This is a genomic window from Roseovarius sp. B-10, assembly GCF_056859295.1.
In genome coordinates this window covers 44634-62052 of record NZ_JBSXOE010000042.1, presented here as the reverse complement: position 1 = coordinate 62052, position 17419 = coordinate 44634, and the positions used below count along the sequence as shown (strand labels likewise).

General features: G+C 68.7%; 15 protein-coding genes. 4 read left to right on the top strand and 11 right to left on the bottom strand.

Annotated features, from left to right (window positions below; genetic code table 11):
* Window positions 1-67: 67 nt before the first annotated feature.
* Entirely contained in the window at window positions 68-2059 is a 1992-nt protein-coding gene (locus AC13D8_RS18060) for a Hint domain-containing protein (protein ID WP_482969995.1), read from the bottom strand.
* 263 nt (window positions 2060-2322) lie between these two features.
* Here AC13D8_RS18060 and AC13D8_RS18055 point away from each other — a divergent pair, with 263 nt between their 5' ends.
* Complete coding sequence (locus tag AC13D8_RS18055) at window positions 2323-3381, top strand: aminoglycoside phosphotransferase family protein (RefSeq protein ID WP_482969994.1); 1059 nt, start codon at window positions 2323-2325, stop codon at window positions 3379-3381.
* 844 nt (window positions 3382-4225) lie between these two features.
* Here AC13D8_RS18055 and AC13D8_RS18050 read toward each other — a convergent pair.
* The gene (locus AC13D8_RS18050) at window positions 4226-4672 is read right to left on the bottom strand and encodes a tellurite resistance TerB family protein (protein WP_482969993.1); all 447 of its coding nucleotides are present in this window, start codon (window positions 4670-4672) and stop codon (window positions 4226-4228) included.
* A 182-nt stretch (window positions 4673-4854) separates the two neighbouring features.
* Between AC13D8_RS18050 and AC13D8_RS18045 the strand changes: the two genes are divergently transcribed.
* From AC13D8_RS18045 to ribD, 3 genes are all read left to right on the top strand, one after another.
* The gene (locus tag AC13D8_RS18045; RefSeq protein WP_482969992.1) at window positions 4855-5424 is read left to right on the top strand and encodes a hypothetical protein; all 570 of its coding nucleotides are present in this window, start codon (window positions 4855-4857) and stop codon (window positions 5422-5424) included.
* A 135-nt stretch (window positions 5425-5559) separates the two neighbouring features.
* Window positions 5560-6033: a transcriptional regulator NrdR gene (gene nrdR, locus AC13D8_RS18040; protein WP_129432424.1), complete on the top strand. Its 474-nt coding sequence runs from the start codon at window positions 5560-5562 to the stop codon at window positions 6031-6033.
* Window positions 6008-7135 carry a bifunctional diaminohydroxyphosphoribosylaminopyrimidine deaminase/5-amino-6-(5-phosphoribosylamino)uracil reductase RibD gene (gene ribD, locus AC13D8_RS18035; protein ID WP_482969991.1) on the top strand — a complete coding sequence of 376 codons (1128 nt, stop codon included), beginning with the start codon at window positions 6008-6010 and terminating at the stop codon, window positions 7133-7135. Before nrdR ends, ribD begins: the two co-directional genes overlap by 26 nt.
* Before the next feature lie 105 nt (window positions 7136-7240).
* On the opposite strand, the gene murD is transcribed toward ribD, so the two are convergent.
* The 9 genes from murD to mraZ form a co-directional block, all read right to left on the bottom strand.
* Entirely contained in the window at window positions 7241-8668 is a 1428-nt protein-coding gene (gene murD / locus AC13D8_RS18030) for a UDP-N-acetylmuramoyl-L-alanine--D-glutamate ligase (protein WP_482969990.1), read from the bottom strand.
* Window positions 8669-9022: 354 nt separating this feature from the next.
* Window positions 9023-9193, bottom strand: a complete 171-nt coding sequence (locus AC13D8_RS18025; protein WP_482970162.1) for a tetratricopeptide repeat protein — start codon at window positions 9191-9193, stop codon at window positions 9023-9025.
* Window positions 9194-9570: 377 nt separating this feature from the next.
* Window positions 9571-10653, bottom strand: a complete 1083-nt coding sequence (gene mraY, locus AC13D8_RS18020; RefSeq protein ID WP_129432421.1) for a phospho-N-acetylmuramoyl-pentapeptide-transferase — start codon at window positions 10651-10653, stop codon at window positions 9571-9573.
* Window positions 10653-12089, bottom strand: a complete 1437-nt coding sequence (locus AC13D8_RS18015) for a UDP-N-acetylmuramoyl-tripeptide--D-alanyl-D-alanine ligase (RefSeq protein WP_482969989.1) — start codon at window positions 12087-12089, stop codon at window positions 10653-10655. Before AC13D8_RS18015 ends, mraY begins: the two co-directional genes overlap by 1 nt.
* Complete coding sequence (locus AC13D8_RS18010; RefSeq protein WP_482969988.1) at window positions 12086-13567, bottom strand: UDP-N-acetylmuramoyl-L-alanyl-D-glutamate--2,6-diaminopimelate ligase; 1482 nt, start codon at window positions 13565-13567, stop codon at window positions 12086-12088. The genes AC13D8_RS18015 and AC13D8_RS18010 overlap by 4 nt, the downstream gene beginning before the upstream one ends.
* Window positions 13568-13591: 24 nt before the next feature.
* Window positions 13592-15376, bottom strand: a complete 1785-nt coding sequence (locus AC13D8_RS18005) for a peptidoglycan D,D-transpeptidase FtsI family protein (RefSeq protein ID WP_482969987.1) — start codon at window positions 15374-15376, stop codon at window positions 13592-13594.
* Window positions 15373-15720, bottom strand: a complete 348-nt coding sequence (gene ftsL / locus AC13D8_RS18000) for a cell division protein FtsL (protein ID WP_206735513.1) — start codon at window positions 15718-15720, stop codon at window positions 15373-15375. Before ftsL ends, AC13D8_RS18005 begins: the two co-directional genes overlap by 4 nt.
* The gene (rsmH, locus tag AC13D8_RS17995; RefSeq protein WP_482969986.1) at window positions 15720-16715 is read right to left on the bottom strand and encodes a 16S rRNA (cytosine(1402)-N(4))-methyltransferase RsmH; all 996 of its coding nucleotides are present in this window, start codon (window positions 16713-16715) and stop codon (window positions 15720-15722) included. Before rsmH ends, ftsL begins: the two co-directional genes overlap by 1 nt.
* 3 nt (window positions 16716-16718) lie before the next feature.
* Complete coding sequence (mraZ, locus tag AC13D8_RS17990; RefSeq protein ID WP_129432415.1) at window positions 16719-17222, bottom strand: division/cell wall cluster transcriptional repressor MraZ; 504 nt, start codon at window positions 17220-17222, stop codon at window positions 16719-16721.
* Between the last annotated feature and the right edge of the window lie 197 nt (window positions 17223-17419).

The following is a 17419-nucleotide window of genomic DNA, read 5'->3' as shown; positions in this document are numbered from 1 at the left end:
AATCCCGGCGCATTGGCCGGGATTGTTTTTGCTTTCCATAAGGCGGATTCGCGTTGGCAGCGCGGGATCACTCCACCAACAGCCGGGCCTCGTGGTGCTTGAGAGAGCGGCGCGCGGCCTGGTAGGCCTCGACGCCCGTGCTTTCCCGCAATTCGGGGAACAGGGTGAAGATTTCCTCGCGCGAGGCATCGCCCATGCCGTCGAGCACCTGCTCGCCGGGCTGGAAGCTCTCGGTCCAGGCCCCGTCGGATAGCACCACCTCGTGGCGGTCGCACATGAAGTGGATGTAGGTCGTGCCGTTGGCACGGACCTCGTCAATCCCCTCCATCCCGGTGAGGTGCTTGGCCGCTGCCAGGACCTCGCGTTCGCCGAAATAAAGCGCGGCACGCTCGGAGGTGAGCAGCAAGCGGTGCTGCGGGCTCACGAGCATGTCGCGCTCGGGCAGGCCGTGGCCGAGAGCACCGGCGCGGATCAGCACGGGCCGAAGATGCGGCGCTGTTTCCATGTCTGCGGCCCCGAGCGCACGCGCACCCACCCAGCGGATTTCCTGCAAGCCGTTGTCGCGGGTGATGACCCGGTCGCCTTCGCGCAGATCCTCGACCGCCACCTCTCCGCGCGGCGTCGCGATCCGCGTGCCGGGGGTGAAGCATGGGACGATGTTCTCGATTTCCTTGTAGGTGAGCGTGCCGGTGATGCTCCCGCCTGGGCTGTCGAGAAAATTGATCGTGCCGCTGGTGGAGTCGCCGTCGGGATCGGTGGTTTCGCCCACCTTCACGAACGGTCCCAACCCGGTCAGGTCCAGCGTGTCGAAATCATCGCCGCCGGTGCCGCCATCGACGATGTCGCCATTCGCGTCGGAGACCGAGGTGATGATGAACGTGTCGCGATCGGCGCCACCGGTCATGCTGTCGGCACCGGCGCCCCCGATCAGCGTGTCGTCATCGACACCCCCGTGGAGCGTATCGTTGCCGTCGCCACCCTCGAGGGTGTCGTTGTCGTCCTCGCCGAAGATGAGGTCATCGCCCTTGCCGCCGACGAGCGAGTCGTCGCCATTGTCCAGTTCGGGATCAATGGGATCGGGGATGTTGGCCAACGGATCGTTGATGCCGCCATAGATCGTGTCATCGCCGTCGCCGCCGAAGACGGTATCGCTGCCCTCGCCGGCGGTAATCTCGTCGTGGCCGTCGTTGCCCTCGATGTAGTCGTCATCCAGCCCGCCATCGATGGTATCGTCGCCGGTGCCGCCGAGGATCGTGTCCGCGTCATCGCCGGTGGTGATCGAGTCGTCACCGCTGCCGCCATCGACAAAGTCGCGGTCATTGTTCGGGTCGGGATCCGGGGGCACGGCGATGCCGAAGCCGTCATCGGGAAGCGGGGTGTTGCCCGAGGAGTCGATCGTGTCGTTGCCGTCCCCGCCGAGGATCGAATCGCTGCCGTCCCCGCCGATCAGGACGTCATCGCCGCCGCGCCCGTCGATCGTGTCGTCGCCGGCGCCGCCATCGAAGAAGTTGCTGTACACGTCCGGGTCCGAGGTTCCCTGATGGTCGAACCCGGTGAGCACGTCGTCAAAGTCCGAGCCGATCACGCCGTCAATGCCGCCGATGATCGTGTCGTTGTCGGCATCTCCGCCCGACAGGCTGGAGGTGGAGAGGTCCACATTCACGGCCGCGCCGGAGCCGGAGTAGTCGATCACGTCCTCGTCGCGGCCGCCGTCGAACTTGTCGGCACCGGCGCCGCCGATGAAGACGTCGTCCTCGTCGCCGCCGCGCAGGATATTGGTGCCCTCGCCGCCGGACAGCGTGTCGGCGCCTTGTCCACCTTCGACCGTATCGTTGCCAGCACCGGCATCGACGTAATCGTCGCCCTCATAGGCGAAAATGACATCGTCGTCGCCGTCAGCGCCGTCGACCTGGTCGCCATCGACATCGATGAAGAGCGGCAGGATCACATCATCGTTTGTTGTTCCGTCGACAATCCCGTTCGGGCCTATCCCCGATCCCGATCCCGATCCCGAGCTTGAGCCCGATCCCGAGCCCGATCCATATCCAAAACCACTCATTTGCGAAATCCTTCTGTTTCCAGACCCGTAGATTCATGCTTCGACCTGCGGGCTGTCATGCGTGCCGACAGGTCGTGGTTGCCAACAACGCTTTCCCCCGGCAACAACTGGTCCCCACACATCTCTTCCGGACGATGTGAAAAGCGATTAAGACTGCCGGAAAAAGCAGCGGCATGTGCGCTCGACGCGTTTCGACCACCCCATGCGCGGCGAGGCGGTGCTGCCTGGCCGGACAGGCAAGATACTGACTGAGGGAGAGTGCCATGACGGACGGCGAAACCGAGGCGGAGGCCGCCGAGATCGCTCGACGGGTCTCTAAGCTGCTGGGTCGGCGGGTGTTGCGCATCACCGCACCCGCCGCGCGCGATCAGGCCAGTTGGCGAATTCATCTGTCCGACGCCACAGTGATTGTCACCCGCCGCCCAGACCCGGAGCGAGCCGCACGCGAGCGGCTGGTCCTGACCCGGCTGGCACCGTTGACCGACGCGGTTCCGCGCCTTCTGGCCGCCGAGGGTGAACTGACGATCCAGTCCGATCTTGGCCGCGACCGCCTGAGTGTCGCGGCACATCGCGCCGACATCCGGCAGCGGCGCATATTGGGTCAGAGCGCGGTCGCCTCGATTCTTTCGGTGCAGCGTGCGGCGGTAACGGCCGGGCTGGCCGAGGAGCCTGCGCTGCCTGCGGTTGGGCTCGATGCCCAGATCACCGGTCGCCGTCTGGACATGATCGCGGCGCTGGCACACGCGCTCGGCGCGGAGCCGCCGGCCATGGACCGCACTCTGGTGACCGAGGCGATGGCCGTTGCCCCTGCCGGGTTCGTGCGGGGTGACTGCCGCGCGGGCAACGCCGTGCTGGACGCCGCCGGGAGGGTGCGTTGGTTCGATTTCGAGGACGCCGGCCGCGGTCCGGGGGCTGAGGATTTCGTCCGCCTTATGAACGACGAGACATGGCCAGTGCCGCCCGAGGAGATGCTGGATATCATCGCTGCGGGTCTTGACCCGCGGGATACCGATGACCCATCCGCTTACATCGCCGATCTGCGTGCTCGCGCAGTCCTTCATGCGGGCGGTCGTCTGGGCCGGATTCTGCGCCGTGCCCATCGCGAGGGCTGGCAGAGCCACGCGGACATCCTGCGCCGCGACCGGCTGGGCGCGCATCCGGCGATGGCCGCTGCTCTCGCCGACCGGGCGGCGCAACTGGCTGCGGCCTGTCCGCTCTGCCACGGCGCGGCCCCCGTGTTCGTCATGGCCGGGCGCGCCGTGCGCGCTGTCTGGAAGGAGCCCAAGTCGGACGAAATTGCCAGCCCGCCGGGCAGCACCTAGAGCTTCGTCAAACGGGACAGGTGTTTGCCAATGCTGGCCAACAGGCATGTCCTCGTGGCCATCGGCGTCGCTGTTGCGGTTATTCTGGGGGACGTCGAGAAACAAGTCGACAAACAGGTATGCACCGTTTTCACGTTCGACCCTGTGCATCGCCATGTCACAACTCCAATCTCGCGAAGCGGCCGGGACGACCGGTTCTCCGACGTTCGAATCCTCTGCCCCGGACCGATGAATATGCCGAAAGGCCTGGACGACCGTCGTAACCGCGAACGTGAGGGAAATGGCCTGGCGTCACGGCAGTGCCGTGAGGCTGTAGACGCCGGTCAAAAGACCGGCAGTCTGGCGATCACCCCTCCGAATGCGCGACGGATCGCGCAGCGGATACAAGCGGTCGCCCCCGTGACCTATGAACATGACCCCCCAGTTGGGCTGAGACTGTTTTACGTGAGTGCAAACGTTAGCCCAAGAAGAATCTTGTCATAATTGGGCCCGCAAACAGCAGGTTTCGAACGATTTTCGCCATCTTTGCCATGATCTTGCCATGATTTCCCGGCGGGATTGTTTCGCACAACATGCCCAAAAATTGCGCCAATACCTAGAAAATCAGGCGTATACATTGGCTTTCACGCGTTCTGCCGGGCAACAGGGGCGCGATTGTTTCCAATACAAGGCCGTCGGTCCCATGTGCAGATGTCTGCCGCCATACGAGGCAAATGGTTAGTGTCGTCGTCTACAAAACAGGATCAATCCGTTCAAAGACGTGTAATTGTTTCCAGTTCAGCGGCAATCCTGTCGGATGGCAGGGGCTTTTCCTGATTCGTCGGTGCCCGTAATCACGTTTGCGTTAGTCCTGTCCCCGCCCCTCGATGCGCGCGCGTGCCGCGGAACTGTCGTCCTCGCCCAGACCCATTGCGTCGCGCGCGAGGTCGAGCACGGCGACCTCTTCAGGCGCACAGTTTCCGTCCGACAACACCACGTCCCACAGGGCTTCGAGCGCGGCGCGGCGCGCGTCGATGGTGACGCGGTCGCGGATCATGTGGCCGAAACGGTCGGTGTCCGGGGCGGCGCGTTCGAGTCGCTCGCACGTCGCGCGCATGCGCGCCGCCTCGATCGGTCCGATCCCGTAAAGCGCCGCGAGCAACCGGTCGATTCGCTTGATTTCAGCCAGAGCATAGTCGCGGTCTGACTTGGCGATGCGCACCATCAGTGCCCCGAGGGCGAGCCGCTCGTCGGGCTCGGGCAGCGGGGCGGGTTTCGGCGCCGATAGCGCGGTAAGGATGCGGGACCACATACATAAAGCCTAGCCGCGCGCGCCGCGGGGCCAAAGGGGAAATTCGGCACGAACACTCCGGTGTGAACACTCTGTTCACAACCCGCCCGTTTCTGCCGCATCGTTGCCACGATTGTTCCAAAGAAATCGCGTGTTGCGGCCAGAGCCTGCGCAGGCTGCTGAATTTCAAAGGATGATTGCACATGACAAAACAATTGTCGGCCCACGCGCGGAGTGATGAGACAAGCTCGGAGATTGGCAGGCTGGAGCCCCTGTCGGGTGACGCCCTCGCGGTGGCGCTGAACTCGGTCGACTGGTCGGAGGGCCCGTGCGACGGGCTAGGGCGGATCATGGCGCGCCGCGATGTCGATCTCGCGACCGCGCTGTGCGTGTTCTTTCGCGGCGCGCCCGAGCGGTTCAACTACCTGCCCAAGCCGCATGTGCCGGACGGGTATCGCGCGGTCGCGCGCCATCTCGACAACATCTGCCTGCGCATCAACAGCGGCTTTTACCTGCCGCAACCCGACGGTCGGCTGGGGTGCCGCGATACGCTCGACCGGTGGCTCGACTATCAACGCGCTGACCGACAGGAGGGGCGGTGTGGCCGGTGGGTGCTGGACGAGGCGGTGCTGATGCCGCTCTTTGATTCCGCGTGGTATCGCGCACCACGGTCGCACCACCGCGAACGGGATGAGCCAAGTCTGTGGCACGCGATCCTGGGGTCGTTGCGCGACCTGCGGGGGCCGCGCGCCTTCATGCGACTGCGCAAGTAACGCGTGCATCGCCCCCCTTGATCTGGGGGCGGCAAATCCCCCCTACCCAAAACCTTGCGGCTGCCCTATAGTGCCTGTGGATAACCGGGCGGCAGACCCACGATCCAAGAGGCAGAGAAGAAAAGGGGGACGGGGATGCGCTGCCCGTTTTGCGGAAATATCGACACGCAGGTCAAGGATTCCCGCCCCGCGGAAGAGCATGTCTCGATCCGCAGACGGCGGTTCTGCCCGGGCTGCGGCGGCCGGTTCACCACCTATGAGCGCGTGCAGTTGCGCGACCTCGTGGTGATCAAGACCAACGGGCGGCGCGAGGATTTCGACCGCGACAAGCTCGAACGCTCGATCCGCATCGCCATGCAGAAACGCCCTATAGAGCCCGAGCGCGTGGAGCAGATGATCTCTGGCATCGTGCGCCGGCTAGAGAGCATGGGCGACACCGACATCCCCTCCAAGACCATCGGCGAGATCGTGATGGAGACGCTCGCGCGGATCGATACCGTGGCCTATGTCCGCTTTGCCAGCGTCTACAAGAATTTCCAGGCTGCCGACGATTTCGACCGCTTTGTGAGCGAGTTGCGCCCCGATGACGGCGCGCAGGCAAAAGACTGACGGCGTGCCCCACGACGATACTCGCTTCATGGCGCTGGCGCTGGCGCTTGGGCGGCGGGGGATGGGGCAATGCGCGCCCAACCCGGCCGTTGGCTGTGTCATCGTGCGTGACGGGCGCATCCTCGGGCGCGGGGTGACGGCACCCGGCGGGCGGCCCCATGCCGAACCGCTGGCCCTGGCGCAGGCCGGCGCGGCAGCGCGCGGGGCCACCGCATATGTCACGCTGGAGCCCTGCATGCATCACGGGCGCACCCCGCCCTGCGCCGAGGCGCTGATCGCGGCGGGTGTGGCGCGGGTGGTCGCCCCCTTCGACGATACCGATCCGCGCGTCTCGGGGCAGGGCTTTGCCGCGCTGCGCGCCGCCGGGATCGAAGTGGAGACCGGCGTGCTCGCAGAGGAGGCGGCGCGCGACCACGCCGGGTTCCTGCTGCGCAATGCCGAGGGGCGGCCCATGGTCACGCTCAAGCTGGCGACGAGCTTCGACGGGCGGATCGCCACCGCCTCGGGGCACAGTCAATGGATCACCGGCCCGCAGGCGCGGCGCGCGGTCCATGCCATGCGCGCGCGCCACGACGCAGTGATGGTGGGGGCGGGCACGGCGCGGGCGGACGATCCGATGCTGACGGTGCGCGGCATGGGCGTGCGGCGGCAACCGGTGCGCGTGGTGGTGTCGCGCAGGCTCGACCTGCCGCTGACGTGGCAGCTGGCGCAGAGCGCGGGCGAGGCGCCGCTGTGGCTGTGCCACGGCGACGGGGTCGATCCGGAGCTCGCCGCGGCGTGGCAGGGGCTGGGTGCGCGGTTGCTGCCCTGCGCGGTGGTGGCGGGGCAGGTGGAGCCGGGATCGGTGCTGCGCGCGCTGGGGGCGGCGGGCCTCACGCGGGTGCTGTGCGAGGGCGGTGGGGCGCTGGCGGCGTCGCTGATGTCGGCGGGGCTGGTGGATGAACTGGTAGGCTTCACCGCCGGGCTTGCCATCGGCGCCGAGGGCTTGCCGGGGCTGGGCGCGCTTGGTCTGTCACGGCTCGACGAGGCGCCCCGGTTCGAGCTGGTCGAGACGCGGCCCTTGGGCGGCGACGTGATGCACCGCTGGATGCGGGCGGGGTGAGGGGTACGGGGGACAGGCCCGGTTGGCCTTGAGCGGACGTTTGGGATTTGGTCCCGGCGCCGCTCACCGCAACGACCGCTCAAGGCCGAACCCAGCCTCCCAAGCTCATCCCCCCGCTGCCGAGTTCCCGTCGGTGCCAAGCCGTGTGCGCACCTCGGCGATGAAATCTTCACCGCGCCGTTCGAAATTGTCATACTGGTCAAAGCTCGCCGCCGCGGGGGCGAGGAGCACCACCTCGCCCGGTTCGGCCTCGGCCATCGCGGCGGCGACGGCGGCGGACATGGTGGTGCAGATCGCCGCCTCCACCCCGTCGAGGCCGAGCGCGAACTGCGCCGCCTCGCGCCCAATCACGTAGGCCTTGACCACGTGGGGCAGGCCGGGGGCGAGGGCGGCGAGGCCGCCCTCTTTTTCCAGCCCGCCGCAGATCCAGCGGATGCGGGGGAAGGCGAGGAGGGCCTTGAGCGCGGCATCGACGTTGGTGGCCTTGCTGTCGTTAACGATCCGCACGCCGCCCGTTTCGGCCACGAGCTGGCTGCGATGGGGCAGGCCGGCAAAGCTGTGAAAGCCCTGCTCGATCACGCGCGGGGCAAGCCCCGCGGCGCGGCAGGCGGCGTAGGCGGCGCAGGCGTTTTGGTGGTTGTGCGCGCCGGGCAGGCCCTTGACCTCGCGTAGGTCGATGGCGCCCACCTGCCGCCCCTTTCGGGTCTCGGCGAGAAAGCCCTTGCGCGCGAACACGGCCCATCCCGGCCCGGAGAGCTTCTGCCCCGAGGAGACGCGGATCACCCGGTCGTCGGCGGGAGCTTCGCTCAGTTGCCCGGCGAGGAAGCGGCCCTCGTCCTCGTCCACGCCGATCACCGCGCGGTCGGGCCCGCCCTCGGCAAAGAGCCGCCGCTTGGCTGCGAAATAGCCGCCAAGCCCGCCGTGACGGTCGAGATGGTCGGGGGAAAGGTTCGTGAAAACAGCGATATCGGGGGTGAGGGCGCGGGCAAGCTCGGTCTGGTAGCTGCTGAGTTCGAGCACGATCATGCCGCCATCGCCCGGCGGGTCCAGATCGAGCACGCCGCGGCCGATATTTCCGGCTAGCTGCACGGGCTTGCCCGCCTGGTCGAGCACATGGTGGATGAGGGCGGAAGTGGTTGATTTCCCGTTGCTTCCCGTCACCGCGATTACCTTTGGCGGGGTATCAAAACGGTGCCATGCATCGGTCGCGAGCGAGCGGAAGAAGAGGCCGATGTCGTTATCCACCGGGATACCAAGGCCAAGGGCGGCGGCGACCACGCGGTTGGGGGCGGGGTAGAGATGCGGGATGCCGGGCGAGACGATGAGCATGTCGAGCCCCGCCATCGCGCCGTCGCGGGTGAGGTCGGCGATGGCGATGCCCTCGGTTTGGGCGGCGTCGCGGGGGGCGGGGGTGTCGTCCCAGGCGACCACCTCGGCGCCGCCGGCCATCAGGGCGCGCGCCGCCGAGAGGCCCGAGCGGCCCAGCCCCAGCACCGCCACGCGCCGCCCGGATACCCCCTGAACCTCGATCATTGCGCCCTGTCCCCCTCGGATATGCCAGCGCGGGGCAGAGTGCCCCGGCGGGGCGGCGCGCGCAAGCGGGTTAACGAGAGGTTGCGGGGGGCGCGCGGATGGATGGGCAGGGAGGGGCGAATCGGCAGGTTAACAAGGGGGATGGGGGGAAATGGCACGTCGGTGTCGCGTCGGTATTCCGGCGGTATCGCGACGGTGCGGGGGACGGGAGAGGGGGGCGGTTAACGGGGCGCGCGGTGGATGGGGCGTCTGCGGGCGTGATGCTCGGGCTTGGCCGGAGGACCAGTTGCCGGGGAGGTCCTCGGGTCAAGCCCGAGGATGACGGGGGTGCAGGGGGGGAGCGGCGTGCGAAGGTCAGTCGTCGGGGAGGGCGGCGAGGCGGCCCTCGACCACTCCGATATGCGGGTGGTCGGCGGGAAGCGTGGCGCGGAAGATGGCCAGCGCCTGTTCCAGCAGCGGACGGGCCTCTGCGGCCCGGTTCAGTTTTACCAGCACACCCGCGAGGTTGTTAAGGTGGGTGGTGATGGCCCAGGTGAACAGAAGTACGGCAACCAGCCCCCCCCGGCTCCGCCAAGTTCCTTGCTGTGGTCAGAGGGAAAACCCAGAAATGCTTCCAACATCGGTAAACTGTTCGCTTGCTGCTCGCGATCACAATACCCGTTTGAGGCGATGGGGGAAGGGTCGCGTCCCCCGCGCGGAATCGAGGCGTGCTTGCACGCCGCCGCGCATCGATGGGCCGCCCCCCGGCCCGGCGATATGACTGCCACCTGCGCGCCGCTTGGGCCTTTTTCGGATTTGGCTGCCATAAAGTGCGGCAGAACGACCGTTGGATCGCCGCGCCGCGGCCCGTTGATGCGCGGCTTGCCCGACCGCCCCCTTAAGGTCAGACGCGCCCCCCGACCCTACCGCAATTTCAGTGTCGCCAGCCCGATCATCGCCAGTATCAGCGCGATGATCCAGAAGCGGATCACGATCTGCGGCTCGGCCCAACCCTTCTTCTCATAATGGTGGTGGATGGGGGCCATCAGGAACACGCGCTTGCCGGTGCGCTTGAAGTAGATCACCTGCACGATCACGCTGAGCGCCTCGGCCACGAACAGCCCGCCGACGATGCCGAGAACCAGCTCGTGCTTGGTGGCCACGGCGATGGCGCCCAGCGCGCCGCCCAGCGCGAGCGAGCCGGTATCGCCCATGAACACCGCCGCCGGGGGCGCGTTGTACCACAGGAAGCCCAGGCCACCGCCCACGAGCCCCGCGACGAAGATCAGGATCTCGCCGGTGCCGGGCACGTAGTGCAGCCCGAGATATTCGGTGAAGTCGGTGCGTCCCACCGTGTAGGCGATGATGCCGAGCGCGCCCGAGGCGATCATCACCGGCATGATCGCGAGCCCGTCGAGCCCGTCGGTGAGGTTGACCGCGTTGGCCGAGCCGACGATCACGATCATCGCGAAGGGCATGAAGACCCAGCCCAGGTTTACCAGCACGTCCTTGAACACCGGCAGCGCCAGTTGAAGCTGCAACTCGGCGGGGTGGTGCCAGGTGGCCCAGCCCGCGGCGGCGAGCGCGATGGCAAAGCCGAGGATCAGCCGCACCCGGCCCGGCACGCCCTTGACGTTGCCGCGCGAGACCTTGGCGTAATCGTCGGCAAAGCCGATCAGCCCGAAGGCCAGCGTGACGAACAGCACCAGCCAGACATAAGGATTGTCGAGCCGCGCCCACAGCAGCGTCGAGGTGACCAGCGCGCCGACGATCAGCAGCCCGCCCATGGTGGGCGTGCCGGCCTTGGAGAAGTGGGTCTCGGGCCCGTCCTCGCGGATCGGCTGCCCCTTGCCCTGGCGGCGGCGCAGCGACAGGATGAGCGGCGGCCCGAACAGGAAGCCGAAGGTGAGCGCGGTGAGGAACGCGCCACCCGCGCGGAAGGTGATGTAGCGAAACAGGTTGAACACGTCGCCGCCATCCGACAGGAGGGTGAGCCAGTAAAGCATTAGCCTTGGTCCTTTTCTAGGCGGCGGTCCGCGCGGCGCAGCGCCTCGGCGACGAGGCTGACGCGGCTGCCCTTCGATCCCTTGACGAGCACGACATCGCCCGCATCCACGAGCCGGTGCGCGCGTGCGGCGAGTGCCTCGGCGGTGGCGGCCTTGTGGCCGCGCTTGGCGTCGGGCAGAGCGTCCCACAATGCGCGCATCCGCGGCCCCACGCAATGCACCTCGTCCACCGCCTGCATGGCGGGCAGTTGGGCGAGGGCGGCGTGGAGCGCGGTCTCGGTCGGGCCCAGCTCCAGCATGTCGCCGAGGATGGCGATGCGGCGTCCGCGCGCCACCCGGCCCACGTCGTCGAGCGGGCGGCTGGCGGCGAGGATGTCGAGCGCGGCCGCCATCGAGGCGGGGTTGGCGTTGAAGGCGTCGTCGATTAGGTCGATGCTCATGCCGTCGGCGGCGAGGTCTAGCACCAGCCGTTCGCGCGTGCCGCGCCCCTCGGGCGGGGCCCAGGCGGCGAGGTCGGCGATGGCCACCGCGCGGTCGAGGCCGAGCGCCTGAACGCAGGCCAGGACCGCCAGTCCGTTCATCGCGAAGTGCCGCCCCGGCGTGCCGATCTTGTAGAGCAGCGGCGTGCGCCAGGCGCGGGCGCGCGCCACCGTGGAGGTGGCGTGCAGGTCGGCCGACAGCAGCCGGTGATGCGCGCCGCGCGCGCGGCCAAAGCTGATGGTGCGGGTGGCGTGGGTCGTGGCGGCCGCGCGCAGGATCGGGGCGGTGTCCACGTCGGCGTGGTAGAGGGCGGTGCCGCCGGGCTCCAGCCCCTGAAAGATCGACGCCTTCTCGCGGGCGATGCCCGCGAGGTCGTCGAACGCCTCGAGATGGGCGGCGGCGACGGTGGTGATCAGCGCGATATGGGGCCGGGCCATGCGTGATAGCGGCGCGATCTCGCCCGGCGCGTTCATGCCGATCTCGATCACCGCGAATTCGGTGTCGGCGGGCATCCGTGCCAGTGTCAGCGGCACGCCCCAGTGGTTGTTGTAGCTCTGGACCGAGGCGTGGGTGCGGCCCTGATGCGACAGCACCGCGCGCAGCATTTCCTTGGTCGAGGTCTTGCCGACCGAGCCGGTGACGGCGATCACGCGGGCGGGCGTGCGCGCGCGGCCCGCGCGGCCCAGCGCCTCGAGCCCCGCCTGCACGTCGGCCACCACGAGGAGCGGCGCGTCGGCGGGGGTGCCCTCGGGGACGTGGCTGACCATCGCCGCCGCGGCGCCCCTGGCCAGCGCGTCGGCCACGAAGTCGTGGCCGTCGCGTGCCGCGCTCAGCGCCACGAAGAGATCACCGGGTTGAAGCGTGCGGGTGTCGATGGAGACGCCGCTGGCGGCCCAGTCAGCCGTGTTGCGCCCGCCGGTGGCGGCGGCGGCGTCTGTCGCGGTCCACAGCGTCATGCCACGCCCCCGTCGAGCACCGAGACGGCAAGGCTCGCCTGTTCGGCGTCGTCGAAGGGCAGCACGTCGGCGCCCACGACCTGCCCGGTCTCGTGCCCCTTGCCGCAAATCAGGAGCGCGTCACCGGGGCCCAATGTGTCCACCCCGCGCAGGATCGCCTCGGCGCGGTCGGCGACCTCCGTCGCGCCGGGACAGCCCGCGCGCACCGCGGCGCGGATCGTGGCGGGATCCTCGGTGCGGGGGTTGTCGTCGGTGACGATCACCGCGTCGGCGAACTGGGCTGCGGCCTGTCCCATCAGGGGCCGCTTGCCGCGGTCGCGGTCGCCGCCCGCGCCGACGATGGCGGTGAGCCGGCCCATGACGTGCGGGCGCAGCGCCTTGAGCGCGGTGGCCACGGCGTCGGGGGTGTGGGCGTAATCGACAAATACCGCCGCGCCGTTGCCGCGGGTCGCGGCAAGCTGCATCCGCCCGCGCACGGTGGTCATCGCGGGCAGGGCGGCGATTACGCGGGTGGCATCCGCCCCGGCGGCGATGGCGAGGCACGCGGCAAGCGCCGCGTTTTCCGCCTGGAACCCGCCGATCAGGTCGAGCCGAACCTGGTGGGCGCGATCCTCCCAGTCGAAGCGGAGCACTTGCCCGGTGGCGTCGAAGCGCTGGCCGGTGATGTGCAGATCGGCCCCCGGGCGGCGGCCCACGGTGATGAGGTCCTGCCCGCGCGCCGCCACGATCTCGGCCATGTGGGTGCCGTGGGGGTCGTCGATATTGACCACGGCCACCCCGTCCTCGGGCAGCACACGGTCGAAGAGCCCGGCCTTGGCCGCGAGATAGGCGGCGAAATCCGGGTGATAATCGAGGTGGTCCTGCGTGATGTTGGTGAACGCCGCCGCCGCGAGCCGCACCCCGTCAAGGCGGCGCTGGTCGAGCCCGTGCGATGAGGCCTCCATCGCGGCATGGGTGACGCCCTGGGCTGCGCAGTCCGCCAGCAGCCGATGGAGCGTCACCGGCTCGGGCGTGGTGTGGCTCAGGGGCGCACGCACCGCCCCCTCGACGCCCGTGGTGCCGAGGTTCACTGCGGCAAGGCCCAGTGCCTCCCATATCTGGCGGGTGAAGGTGGCCACCGAGGTCTTGCCGTTGGTGCCGGTGACGGCGACCATCACCTCGGGCTGGGAGCCGAACCACAGCGCGGCGGCATAGGCCAGCGTCTGGCGCGGGTCCTCGGCGATGACGAGCGCGGCATCCGAGCCCGCGAGCGCGTCGGCGGCGAGGCGCGCGCCCGCGGCATCGGTCAGGATCGCCCCGGCGCCCCGGTCAAGCGCGGTGGCGATGAAGCGTGCGCCGTGGGTATGCGTGCCGGGCAGGGCGGCGAACAGCGCGCCGTCCTCGACCGCGCGGCTGTCGGTGGCGAGCGCCGTGACGCGTGCCTGCCGCCCGCCCTGCGCGGTCAGCCCCAGTTCTGCCAGTGTTCGAATATGCGCCACGCGCCTGCCACCCCGGTTGTCATCTCAGTTCGATGCCCGCCTTATAGCAGCCGCCCCGACCTGTTCAATCGCAGGCCTGAGGCCCAGAAGCGGCGCGGTGCGGCGGATGATCTCGGCGGCCACCGGCACGGCGGTCCACCCGGCGGTGCGGCGCGGCTCCTCGCCCGAGGTCTCGACCGGCTCGTCGAGGGTGACGACGATCACGTAGCGTGGATCGTGGGCCGGGAACATGCCCGCGAAAGTCGCGATCACCCGGTCCTCGTGATAGCCGCCACCGCTGGCCTTTGGCTTGTCGGCGGTGCCGGTCTTTCCGCCCACGGCATAGCCCGGCACCTCGGCGAGGCTGGCGGTGCCATCGGTCACCACCCGGCGCAGCAAGTCGCGCATCGTGGCCGATGTCGTCTCGGAGAGGACACGCGGACCGGGCGCGCGATCCGGATCGCGCAGGAGCGTGGGCGTCACCCGCCGCCCGCCGTTCACCACCGTGGCATAGGCCGCCGCGAGGTGCAGCGGGCTGATGGCAAGGCCATGCCCGTAAGAGATGGTCATGGTCGACAACTCGGACCATTTCGGCGGCAGAAGCGGCTGGCTACCGCCGGCCTCGGTGATCTCGAGCGGCACGGGATCGAGCAAGCCCAGCGTGCGCAGAAACGCCTGCTGCCGCTCGGCCCCGATCTCGACGGCGATGCGCGCGGTTCCCACGTTGGAGGATTTCACCAGCACCTTTTCGACGCTCAGCTCGCGTCCGTAGTTGTGGAAATCGCGGATCCGGTACTTCCCCCATGTCATCGGGCTCTGGGTGTTGATCATGGTGTCGGGTTCGACCTGCCCGCGTTCCAGCGCCTGCGCGATGGTGAAGGTCTTGAAGGTGGAGCCGAGCTCGTAGACGCCCTGCACCGCGCGGTTGAATAGCGGGCTGTCGTCGGGGTTACCCTGCACGGGCGGCGCGGGGCGGTTGTTGGGGTCGAAATCCGGCAGCGAGGCGATGGCCACGATCTCGCCGGTGTCGGCCTCCATCAGGATGCCCGCGGCGCCCTTGGCGTTCATGATGCTCATGCCGCCGGCGAGCACCTTTTCCATCGCCGCCTGCACGCTGAGATCGAGCGATAGCGCCAGCGGCTCGTGGGCGCGGGCCGGATCGCGCAGGCGCGCGTCGAGCGCTTTTTCGATCCCGGCCACGCCCACGATCTCGGCGGCGCTGACGCCCTCGTCGCCAAAGCTCGCCCCGCCCAGCACATGCGCGGCGATCTGTCCGTTGGGATAGAGCCGCATCTCGCGCGGGCCGAACAGCAGCCCCGGCTCGCCGATGTCGTGCACGGCCTGTTTCTGCTCCGGGCTGAGGGTGCGGCGGATCCACAGGAACTTGCGCTTGCCGGTGAAGCCGCGCAGCAGCCGCGCGCGGTCGAGGTCGGGGAAGATGGCGGCCAGTTGTTCGGCGGCGCCCTCTGGGTCGATCATCTGCTGCGGCTGGGCATAGAGGCTGTAGGTGTCGAAATTCGTGGCCAGCACGCGGCCGCGGCGATCCGTGATATCGGCGCGCTGGGCGAGGATGCGCGCGCCGCTCGCCCCGGCGCGGGGTTCGGCCGGTTCCGATTGTGCCAGCACCGCCATCTGGCCGCCGATCACCGCGAACCCGGCGAGAAACAGCCCCGCCAGCACCAGCAGCCGCCCCTCGGCCCGGCGGCGGGCACGGTCGCGCATTTCCTCGTGGCGCAGGCGGATGTTTTCGCGCTCGATCGCGTCGGGGTTTTCGCCCTTGCGGCGGGCATCGAGGATACGCGCGAGCGGGCGCAGCGGGGTGCGGATCATGGGCGCCCTCCGTCGCTCATGACATCGACGGGGTTCGTGATGGTGAAATCCGGTTTGGTCTGCGGGTAGGCGACCTGGTCGATGCGCCCGAACTGATGCGGTTGCAGCGGCATCAGCCCGAGCCGGTCGTAATTCATCTCGACCAGCGCGGCGAGCCGGTCGGGGCGGTTTAGATAGGCCCATTCCGCGTTGAGCATCCGCAGCCGCTGGCGGGCGGTGGCGATATCGGATTGCAGCGTGTCGGCGCGCGCGAGCGCCTCTTGGGTGCGGTAATTCTCGCGGTAGGCCCAGAAGGCAAGGCCGATCACGGCGAGCGCGGTGAGGACGTGAACGAGGCTGCGCATCATCTCTCTCCTGCGAGCAGGGGAAGCCCGAGCGCGGTGCGGTCGCTTGTGCCCGGTGGGGCGTCGGTGCGGATGCCCATGCGCAGCCGCGCCGAGCGGGCGCGCGGATTGGCGTCCAACTCGTCGGCATCGGCGGCGATTGGCTTGCGCGAGGGCAGGGTGAACTGCGCGGGTTTTGCCGCGGCCTCGGGGGCGTGGCGGCTACCGCCGCCGCCGTGTCCGGCGCGGTCCTGGAAGAAGCGCTTGACGATGCGATCCTCGATGGAATGGAAGGTGACGACCGCGAGCCGCCCGCCGGGGACCAGCGCGCGCTCGGCGGCCTCGAGCCCGTCCACGAGGGCGCGATACTCGTCGTTGACGGCGATGCGGATGGCCTGAAACGTGCGGGTGGCGGGATGGACCTGCCCGGGCTTGGGGCGCGGCAGGCAGCGTTCCACGATGGCCGCGAGCGCGCCGGTGGTCTCGAACGGGGCCTCGGTGCGCGCCCGCACGATGGCGCGGGCGATGCGCCGGCTGGCGCGCTCTTCGCCGTAGAGGAATAGGATGTCGGCGAGGCGGGCCTCGGGGGTTTGGTTGACCAGATCGGCGGCGGTGGGGCCTTGCTGGCTCATCCGCATGTCGAGCGGGCCGTCCTTTTGGAAGGAGAACCCGCGTTCCGGCCGGTCGAGCTGCATCGAGGAGACGCCGAGATCGAGCACGACGCCGTCGAGCGCGTCGGCATAGCTGTCAAGTTGCGCGAAATTGCCCTGCACGAGGCTGAGCCGGTCGCCATATTCGGCCCCCCAGTCCCGCGCCATTTCGATGGCCAGAGGGTCCTGGTCGACGCCGATCACATGCTCTGCCCCTGCGTCGAGCAGCCCGCGCGCATAGCCGCCTGCGCCCAGCGTGCCATCGAGCCAGGTGCCGCGCACCGGGGCCACCGCCGCCAGCAGCGGGCGCAAAAGGACGGGGACGTGCGGGGCAGGAGAGGGCGGTGTGGCAGCGGCAGCGGCCATCGTTCAGGCGCCTTCGGGATTGTCGAGCAGGATGAGCGGGTCGAAATCGTCGGGGAACTCGTCGAGCCATTCCTCGGTCTTGGCCAGCTCCTCGGACTCGTAGGTCTCGGGCTTCCATATCTGGAAGGTGTCACCCGCGGCGATGAAGAACGCCTCGCCCTCGAGGTCGATCTTGCGGCGCAGCTTGGCGGGCAGCACCAGCCGCCCGGTTTCGTCGATGCTGGTGGGAAAGCTCTGGCCGTGGAACAGCCGCTGAAGATGCTTGCGCGCGTTCGAGCCGCGGGGCAGGGCGGCGATCTTGGCATCCACCTCCTGCATCGCCTCGACCGTGTAGCATTCGAGGAAATTGCGGCGGTGGTCGCCGTAGACGATGATGAGCTCGGGGCTGAGGCCGTCGGTCCAGTTGGGGTCGGAGGCCTCTATCACACGGCGATAGAGGGCCGGGATCGATACCCTGCCCTTTCCATCCACCTTGTGGAGGCTCTCGCCCCTGAATATCCGGCCCACTGTCCCGCTGGTCCTTTGTTGCGCCCCCGCGTCCCGAAAACCGCCCCCCGGATACGAAACAGCGGGTTGATCTGCTGCCACTGATCAACCCGCCGCCCTCGTCCCGCCTGAGCGGGGGGTCCGACTGCGCGCGCCACCTGGGGGGATGTCTGCTCGCCCGCGCGCCGGAACTCTTTGTTCGATGAAGCCGGGTGCCT

Bases quoted from the DNA above. Each gene is read 5' to 3' on its own strand.
- AC13D8_RS18055 (WP_482969994.1), top strand. From the start codon at position 2,323: ATGACGGACGGCGAAACCGAGGCGGAGGCCGCCGAGATCGCTCGACGG.
- AC13D8_RS18045 (WP_482969992.1), top strand. From the start codon at position 4,855: ATGACAAAACAATTGTCGGCCCACGCGCGGAGTGATGAGACAAGCTCG.
- AC13D8_RS18050 (WP_482969993.1), bottom strand. From the start codon at position 4,672: ATGTGGTCCCGCATCCTTACCGCGCTATCGGCGCCGAAACCCGCCCCG.
- rsmH (WP_482969986.1), bottom strand. From the start codon at position 16,715: ATGGCCGCTGCCGCTGCCACACCGCCCTCTCCTGCCCCGCACGTCCCC.
- AC13D8_RS18060 (WP_482969995.1), bottom strand. From the start codon at position 2,059: ATGAGTGGTTTTGGATATGGATCGGGCTCGGGATCGGGCTCAAGCTCG.
- AC13D8_RS18015 (WP_482969989.1), bottom strand. From the start codon at position 12,089: ATGACGCTGTGGACCGCGACAGACGCCGCCGCCGCCACCGGCGGGCGC.
- ribD (WP_482969991.1), top strand. From the start codon at position 6,008: ATGACGGCGCGCAGGCAAAAGACTGACGGCGTGCCCCACGACGATACT.
- AC13D8_RS18005 (WP_482969987.1), bottom strand. From the start codon at position 15,376: ATGATCCGCACCCCGCTGCGCCCGCTCGCGCGTATCCTCGATGCCCGC.
- nrdR (WP_129432424.1), top strand. From the start codon at position 5,560: ATGCGCTGCCCGTTTTGCGGAAATATCGACACGCAGGTCAAGGATTCC.
- mraY (WP_129432421.1), bottom strand. From the start codon at position 10,653: ATGCTTTACTGGCTCACCCTCCTGTCGGATGGCGGCGACGTGTTCAAC.
- ftsL (WP_206735513.1), bottom strand. From the start codon at position 15,720: ATGCGCAGCCTCGTTCACGTCCTCACCGCGCTCGCCGTGATCGGCCTT.
- murD (WP_482969990.1), bottom strand. From the start codon at position 8,668: ATGATCGAGGTTCAGGGGGTATCCGGGCGGCGCGTGGCGGTGCTGGGG.